This is a genomic window from Psychrobacter sp. UBA6739, from assembly GCF_002453835.1.
Lineage (GTDB): Bacteria > Pseudomonadota > Gammaproteobacteria > Pseudomonadales > Moraxellaceae > Psychrobacter > Psychrobacter immobilis_A.
Genome location: NZ_DKHR01000051.1, coordinates 91,642 through 98,408, shown reverse-complemented (window position 1 = coordinate 98,408; position 6,767 = coordinate 91,642). Strand labels below are relative to the sequence as shown.

6 protein-coding genes are annotated in these 6,767 nt (G+C 44.4%); 2 read left to right on the top strand and 4 right to left on the bottom strand.

The features are described 5' to 3' along the window. The 3 genes from B2575_RS11005 to B2575_RS10995 form a co-directional block, all read right to left on the bottom strand. On the bottom strand, nt 1-162 hold a 162-nt coding region (locus tag B2575_RS11005; protein WP_296242024.1), incomplete at its 3' end, for a helix-turn-helix domain-containing protein. Nucleotides 163-449: 287 nt separating this feature from the next. After that, a complete protein-coding gene (locus B2575_RS11000; RefSeq protein ID WP_226950204.1) occupies nt 450-1,418 on the bottom strand; it encodes a c-type cytochrome in 969 nt (322 codons plus the stop codon). Next, nucleotides 1,418-2,794 carry a cytochrome c gene (locus B2575_RS10995; RefSeq protein ID WP_227675911.1) on the bottom strand — a complete coding sequence of 459 codons (1,377 nt, stop codon included), beginning with the start codon at nt 2,792-2,794 and terminating at the stop codon, nt 1,418-1,420. Before B2575_RS10995 ends, B2575_RS11000 begins: the two co-directional genes overlap by 1 nt. A gap of 254 nt (nt 2,795-3,048) precedes the next feature. Between B2575_RS10995 and B2575_RS10990 the strand changes: the two genes are divergently transcribed. Together B2575_RS10990 and B2575_RS10985 are read left to right on the top strand one after the other, a co-directional pair. Then, a complete protein-coding gene (locus B2575_RS10990) occupies nt 3,049-5,154 on the top strand; it encodes a PhnD/SsuA/transferrin family substrate-binding protein (RefSeq protein WP_087815045.1) in 2,106 nt (701 codons plus the stop codon). 36 nt (nt 5,155-5,190) lie between these two features. Next, the gene (locus B2575_RS10985; protein ID WP_176393072.1) at nt 5,191-5,868 is read left to right on the top strand and encodes a response regulator transcription factor; all 678 of its coding nucleotides are present in this window, start codon (nt 5,191-5,193) and stop codon (nt 5,866-5,868) included. A gap of 100 nt (nt 5,869-5,968) precedes the next feature. Here B2575_RS10985 and B2575_RS10980 read toward each other — a convergent pair whose 3' ends face one another. Beyond that, nucleotides 5,969-6,763 carry an ABC transporter ATP-binding protein gene (locus tag B2575_RS10980; RefSeq protein WP_045446787.1) on the bottom strand — a complete coding sequence of 265 codons (795 nt, stop codon included), beginning with the start codon at nt 6,761-6,763 and terminating at the stop codon, nt 5,969-5,971. Between the last annotated feature and the right edge of the window lie 4 nt (nt 6,764-6,767).

The following is a 6,767-nucleotide window of genomic DNA, read 5'->3' as shown; positions in this document are numbered from 1 at the left end:
CAGATTGGTGGCATTAATAAACTCATCTTTAGCAAACATCTCAAATGAGATTGCCAGCATTTGATTCCAAACAAAACGTGCAGAGCCGACAAGATTATTTAAAATAACCTCTTGCTCCGTATTAGGCTCAAGCCTAAATTTATACGCTTTGTTGATTTTCATAAATGCTCGTGGTGAGTTATAAGTATTACAATAATTAATTATTATACTGGATTCAGGCGCATATTATGTAATTTAAACATTGAAAATGATGCGAAATTCACCGCCACCCTAATGTCGGATGGCGTCCTCTTTCGCGGGTTTGATAGATAACAAAAAAACCTTTAAGAAAAATGCATTTTCTTAAAGGTTTATCGTGTCAATGCTCACTCACAAGCGAGCATAGAATGATGTCTGCTAAGTGAAGTCCTCTTAAGTAAAGTCTTTATAAATACCGTCTTCTTAAGATATCAGTAACGCGCGTCTTTAGGTTTTTTACCATTTGGCCAATCATTGACCTTACCAGCAAAGTCAGGGCGCGGCTGATGAGTAAAGAAGTGCGCCACATCGACGGCATCTTGATCGCTCAGCACATTTCCGTGACCCCATAAGCCTTTGGTCTGAATACCCATGGGCATGTTGTATTTTACAAAGGCTGCCGCCTTGTAAGTACGTGCCATACCAGCACCGATATTAAAGGATTCATCGCCCCACAGTGGCGGGAACACGATATCGCCGCGACTGTCTTTGATGCCTTCGCCATTATCACCATGACAAGTTGCACATTGAGCTTTATAAATTTGTTCGCCGCGGACAGGGTCTGGGGTTAATGATTCATCCACTTTACCCGTATTTTGGATATCGACTTTTTGCTCTTTTGGGGTGTTTTGCGATAGCCACTTCATATAAGCCAACATTGCCAGCATTTCAGGGGATTCAGGTTTCAACGGTTTGCCATTCATTGAGCGCTGGAAGCAGCCATTAATACGTTTGGTTAAATCAACTTCCTTACCAGATCGTGGCATCACGCGCGGATAGAAGTTATAACTATTGATGTACGGATCACCCAGTGGAATTTTACCTTGTGAAATATGGCAGCTGTTACAGTTCATTTGCGCGCCCACATGCTCTGGCAGTAAGCGCTTAGTTTCGTTTAATAAGCGTTTACCATAAAATATCTCATCAGCATTTGGTTCATCCAAGATAGCCGTATCTTGCGGCAGCACATAAGTGCCGATATCTTCGTTGGCATCATCAGTGGTGACTAAGCCGTACTCAGGTGCATTCTGCTCGATAGGCTCGGGCTGCGAGCAACCACTACTGATAGCGGCGATACTAAGCGCTGAAGCAGTAAGGATAGCGGTGGTTAAGTTGCCTATGGTCATTTTTTGAGAGATAACGCGAGCAATAGTAGGCAAGTTGAGTGGAGATTTTTTCATTATTTTGCTCCTTTTGTTTGCGCGTCAATACTTAAGTCTGGAGCAATATCCGTACTGGTTTTTGGTTTTTTGGCGAGGAAAGCCCGCATTTTTACCACGTCATTGACATCGATTTCAGGCGCTTGGTTGGTCCAGCTATTGCGGACATAATTGACCACTTCTGCCACATCTGCATCGCTAAGATTGCTGAATTCAGGCATAGTAAATGCCATACGGTCATGTGGAGTTTCAGGCATACGACCACCGCTCAAGGTAATCTGTAAGACCGAATCGGCATTGTTAGAATAAACCGCACTATTGCCATCAAGCGCTGGGAAAATACGCGCGACTCCTTTACCATCGACACGGTGACAAATTTGGCAATATTCGGCGTACAAAATCGAACCGCGCGAATCATAGTCACCATCTAGTAATTTTTGCGTAGTGATGTCTTTTTTCGCAGGCAGTGTGGCTTCTTTGTTTGGTGCTGGCGTTAATGTTTTTAGATAAGATGACATGGCGTTGATGTCGTAGTCGGTCATATACTGGGTGCTATGCTCAACCACTTCGGCCATGGCACCAAAGGCAGCAGTGGTATCAGTACGACCAGTTTTGAAGAAGTCATTTAATTCTGCAACCGTCCAAGTGCCAAGTCCGCGATGCTCACCGCGGATACTTTTGGCGCGCCAACCATCGATGATGGCACCGCTCAAATACTTGTTAGAATCTGCATTACTTAGAGCGATTTCTTGAAAGCCAATACCGCGCCCAGTATGACAAGAGCCGCAGTGCCCAGGACCTTCGACTAAGTATTGACCACGAGTCAATAGTGCGTCGTCTGTCTCAGGGACAAAGTCACGCTTGCGATCAAATAAGACCTGCCAGTATGCCAAGGGCCAGCGCCAGTTTGCTATCGGAGGTAGCTCGCTTTTTAGATTGGCTTGCTTGACGGCTGTGACATCGGACATAAAGAAGGCGTACATCGCGGCTAAGTCTTCTTCTGGCATGAGCTGGTAAGAGGGATACGGCATAGCAGGATATAAGGCTTTATTATCACTGCGTACCCCATGCTTAACGGCATTTTTAAAGTCGGCGAAACTGTAGTTGCCGATGCCAGTTTCTTGATCGGGTGTGATATTGGTCGAGTAAATTGCCCCAAGTGGCGTTAGCATAGGCAGACCGCCTGCATAAGTCTCGCCATCGAGCGTGGTATGACACGCAATACAGTCAGCAGTGCGAGCGATATATTCGCCCTGCTTGATGAGAGCAGGATCAGTGATATTGACCTCGATATCGTTACTGCTGGTGCGCATATTTGGCAGTAATTTCCCAATAATAAAGGCAACCACCAGCCCGATGATGGCTGCTATTATTATAATCAGTGGCCATTTTTTCATAAGCCCGCCCTCCATAAGATATTTTTACCAAGCTTATAATTCATCACCCATATTTCATGAGGTGTATTAATCATTCTTATTGAAATCAAAATTGAAATCGAATATTTGTGACTTAAGCTCAGCGAATTAAAAGTTACACGACTGTCATCTAGTATAGGGTAGCGGGTAATATTGTGATATTGTGGAAAACCACATTATGATTAAGGTTTTTAATTATAATGTACGTTTGGTAGGTCAAATATAAGGCTAGGTGTATGCATAAAAAGTCTAAAATTTGGACTATCTTAAAGGCTTGTTTTATTACCGTGGTAGCATGGGCTGCTTGGTTGCCGCTATCTAATGCCACCGCCCAGACTTACTATTTGGGTGTGCTGGCACCGCAAGGCGAGACAGCCGCACAAAATCGCTGGCAGCCGTGGCTTGACGAGCTTAATGATCAGTTATCAGATGACACCGTGATATTGGTACCTTTGGCGCTGGAAAATTGGCAACAGCAAATAGAAGCACAGCAGTTTGCGCTAGTGCTTGGCCCGCAAGTGCAGTTTATAAAAATGAATACTATCAGATGGCGCTGGCTGGCTACCTTACAAACAGAGACGGCTCAATTAAATAGCAATGCGCAAAACGCTCGTGATAAAAGTTCTCGTGATAAAATTTTTAGCAATCAAGGATTTGATGCTGAGGGTATTAATGGGCAACAATCGCAAAATCAGCTATCGACGACAGTCACCCTCGCCAATGAATTTAATAAGCTAAATGAATATACGCCATTAAAACAGCCGAGTGCGATGGAAGAGGTCGCCAGTGCTTTATGGGTCGCTGCCGACAGTGATATTTATCGTTTGCAGGATTTGGAGCAACGTCATATTGCTGCCGTCGACACTGACGCATTTGGCGGTTATTTATTGGGCGCACATTTATTACAGAAAAATGGCATTACGCCAAATCACTATCAAACACAGTTTGTCGGTTATCCGATAGAGCGCACTTTGCATGCCTTGGCTAGTGGCAAAGTAGACGCTGCCATTACGCCGCTTTGTTTGATGGAGGATATGGCAAGGCGCGGTCAAATCAATGACAAGCAATACCGTCTCATTCATCCAGTCGCCACTGTATCCAGCTGCCACTCTTCAACGAAAATATATCCAAATTGGACACTGGCAGCGACCGAGCAAGCGCCAGATGCTTTGGTGCGCCAGATCAATCAACATCTATTTGGCAAGCGTCAATTAGAGCAGCGCTGGTTACCAGCAGAATCAAGTAGCGATGCTGAGCGCATCCTTTATGAGATGAATCGCCATCCCGCCCAAAAGCAGCTGAGCGCGCATATGATCGACTGGATAAAGGCGCATCGATTATGGATGGCTGTGATTATTTTGGTTGTCCTGATATCGACAGTAAATTATGCTTGGATGAGCTGGCTGGCATGGCGGCGGCAAAAAAAGATAGTGCGGCAAAATAGACTAATCCGTGATTATGATCAGCAGTTACACCAATCAGAGCGCTTTGCGGTCATCGGTGAGATGAGCGGTGCTATCGCTCATGAAATCAATCAGCCGCTGGCAACCATTCAAAATTATGCGCAAGGATTATTGATACGCAGTCAACATGCAAGGTTGTCTAAAAATGCTATCGACATAACGCCACTTGACAATGCGGCAACAGAGAATGCTCTACAGCAGATTGTCAATGAAACAGAACGCGTCGCTGCTGTGGTGACTAATATCCGCCGCTGGGCTGGACGGTCGCAAGCGAATGAAACTCGTGTCGATATCGCAGCTATCTATCAACAGTGCATCTTATTATTGGGTGAGCAAGCAGTAGGTGTCAATTTTTGGCTGGCAAGTGATTATCAGCATTTAACCTTGCCAAATTTATTATTAGATCAGTTACTGATAAATAGCATGACCAATGCTGCACAGCAAGGGGCGACCAATATCATGCTACGCTGTCAGGCAGAGAGGTATAATAATAAGCAATGGTTGGTATTGCATCTAAGCGATGACGCTGGCGGCTTTGATCAAACTCAGCTGAATAGGCAGCACCTACCAGAGAGCCTACCCAGTCAATATGCTACCCAGTCTACGAAAACAGACGGTCTAGGATTAGGACTGATGATATGTCAGCGCTTATGCAAGTCGCTGGGCGGTATGATGCAGCTAAACAATATTGATGTCGAGCATGAAATTGAGCAAGTTTACCAAGTAATGAGCAGCGAGCAGCACCGCTTTAAACGTAGCTTAAACGGTAAAATCCAACTGCTACAAACCAATGCTAACTATCAGCTGTCAAACACGGTGGGCGCACAAATATCTTTTTATCTGTCATTATCTTTAGCGAATAATGACGAAAAACTCTAATGAATATCAATAATGTATTTAGCCATAAGGTCACATATGACGTCTAATCAACTCTCAAATGAGCCTACGTGCTGGCAAGATGAAAGCAGTCATCTGTCTGACGATTTATCAGGCATTACGCCAGAATCGCTTATCATTCATATCATTGACGACGAAGAAAGTGTGCGCATGTCCTGTGATTTTTTGATTAGCAGCTTAGGGCTATCGACCCAAGTGTGGGCAAGTGCTCTGATATTTTTACAGCAAGTCAATATCTATCGTCCAGCAGTGATTGTGAGTGATTTGATGATGCCAGAGATGAGTGGTCAAGCGCTACAAGTGCACCTTAGTCAACAGGACAGCCCTATGGCATTGATAGCGCTAACGGGAAATGGCGAGATTGCTGATGCTGTCAATATGCTGAAGCAAGGTGCGGCTGACTATCTGGAAAAACCGATTAATAGCCGCCGGCTACAAGAAGCGCTTGCGCGTGCGCAAGACCTCACTCTAAAACGCGCCACGCTTTATGATATTAAAAATCTTTATGCGCAGCTGACCGATAAAGAAAAGCAGGTCGCCAATGAGTTACTGCAAGGCAATCTGAATAAAAATATCGCCAACCATTTAGATATATCGGTCCGCACGGTAGAGGTGCATCGCTCACAAGTGATGAAAAAAATGCAGTCACAACATGTCAGTGAGTTGATTCAAAAGTTAGTATTGCTTGATGCTTAAAAATTAAGACAGTCGTATCAATTAAAGCAGTCATAAAAAAACGCCTGATATTAAACAGACGTTCTATTTTTTCAAGAGTTGAAGAATTTTGCTAAGTTATTTAACTCAATATCAAGCTATCATCTTCGACTTTTTCGCCGCGAGTTTGTTCAAACATATCAAGTAAGTCATGTACAGTCATGCCTTGACGTTTATCGCCAGCCACATCTAATACCACTTGTCCTTGATGTAACATCACTGTTCTGGTGCCATGGGCCAATGCCTGCTGCATCGAGTGGGTAACCATCATCGTTGTAAGCTGATTGTCCGTTACAATTTTATCAGTCAATTCTAAAACGAAAGCAGCAGTCTTAGGGTCGAGGGCAGCAGTGTGCTCATCAAGCAATAAAATTTTGGAAGGTTGCAGTGAAGCCATCAATAGGCTAACAGCTTGACGTTGACCACCGGATAACAGACCCATACGATCGGTCAAACGATTTTCTAGCCCCAATTTTAATACTGATAATTTTTCGCGAAATAAATCACGGTTATTTTGGTTGAGTGCAAAGCTCAAACCACGTTTGCCGCCGCGCTTATAAGCCAGCGCCATATTTTCTTCGATGGTCAATGCCTCACAAGTCCCCGCCATCGGGTCTTGAAACACACGAGCCACCCAATGGGCGCGTTGGTGCGCAGTCTTTTTGGTGACATCGATACCATTTAATAAGATTGAACCACTATCGACGCGCGTGGTACCACTGACTGCATTTAAAAAGGTTGATTTACCCGCGCCATTGGTACCGATGACGGTGACAAATTCACCATCAGCGATGTTGAGATTGATACCGCGTAGGGCAGGGTTTTCAATGGGCGTTCCAGGATTAAAGGTCAACCGCAAATCTGTAGCTTGCATCATAATA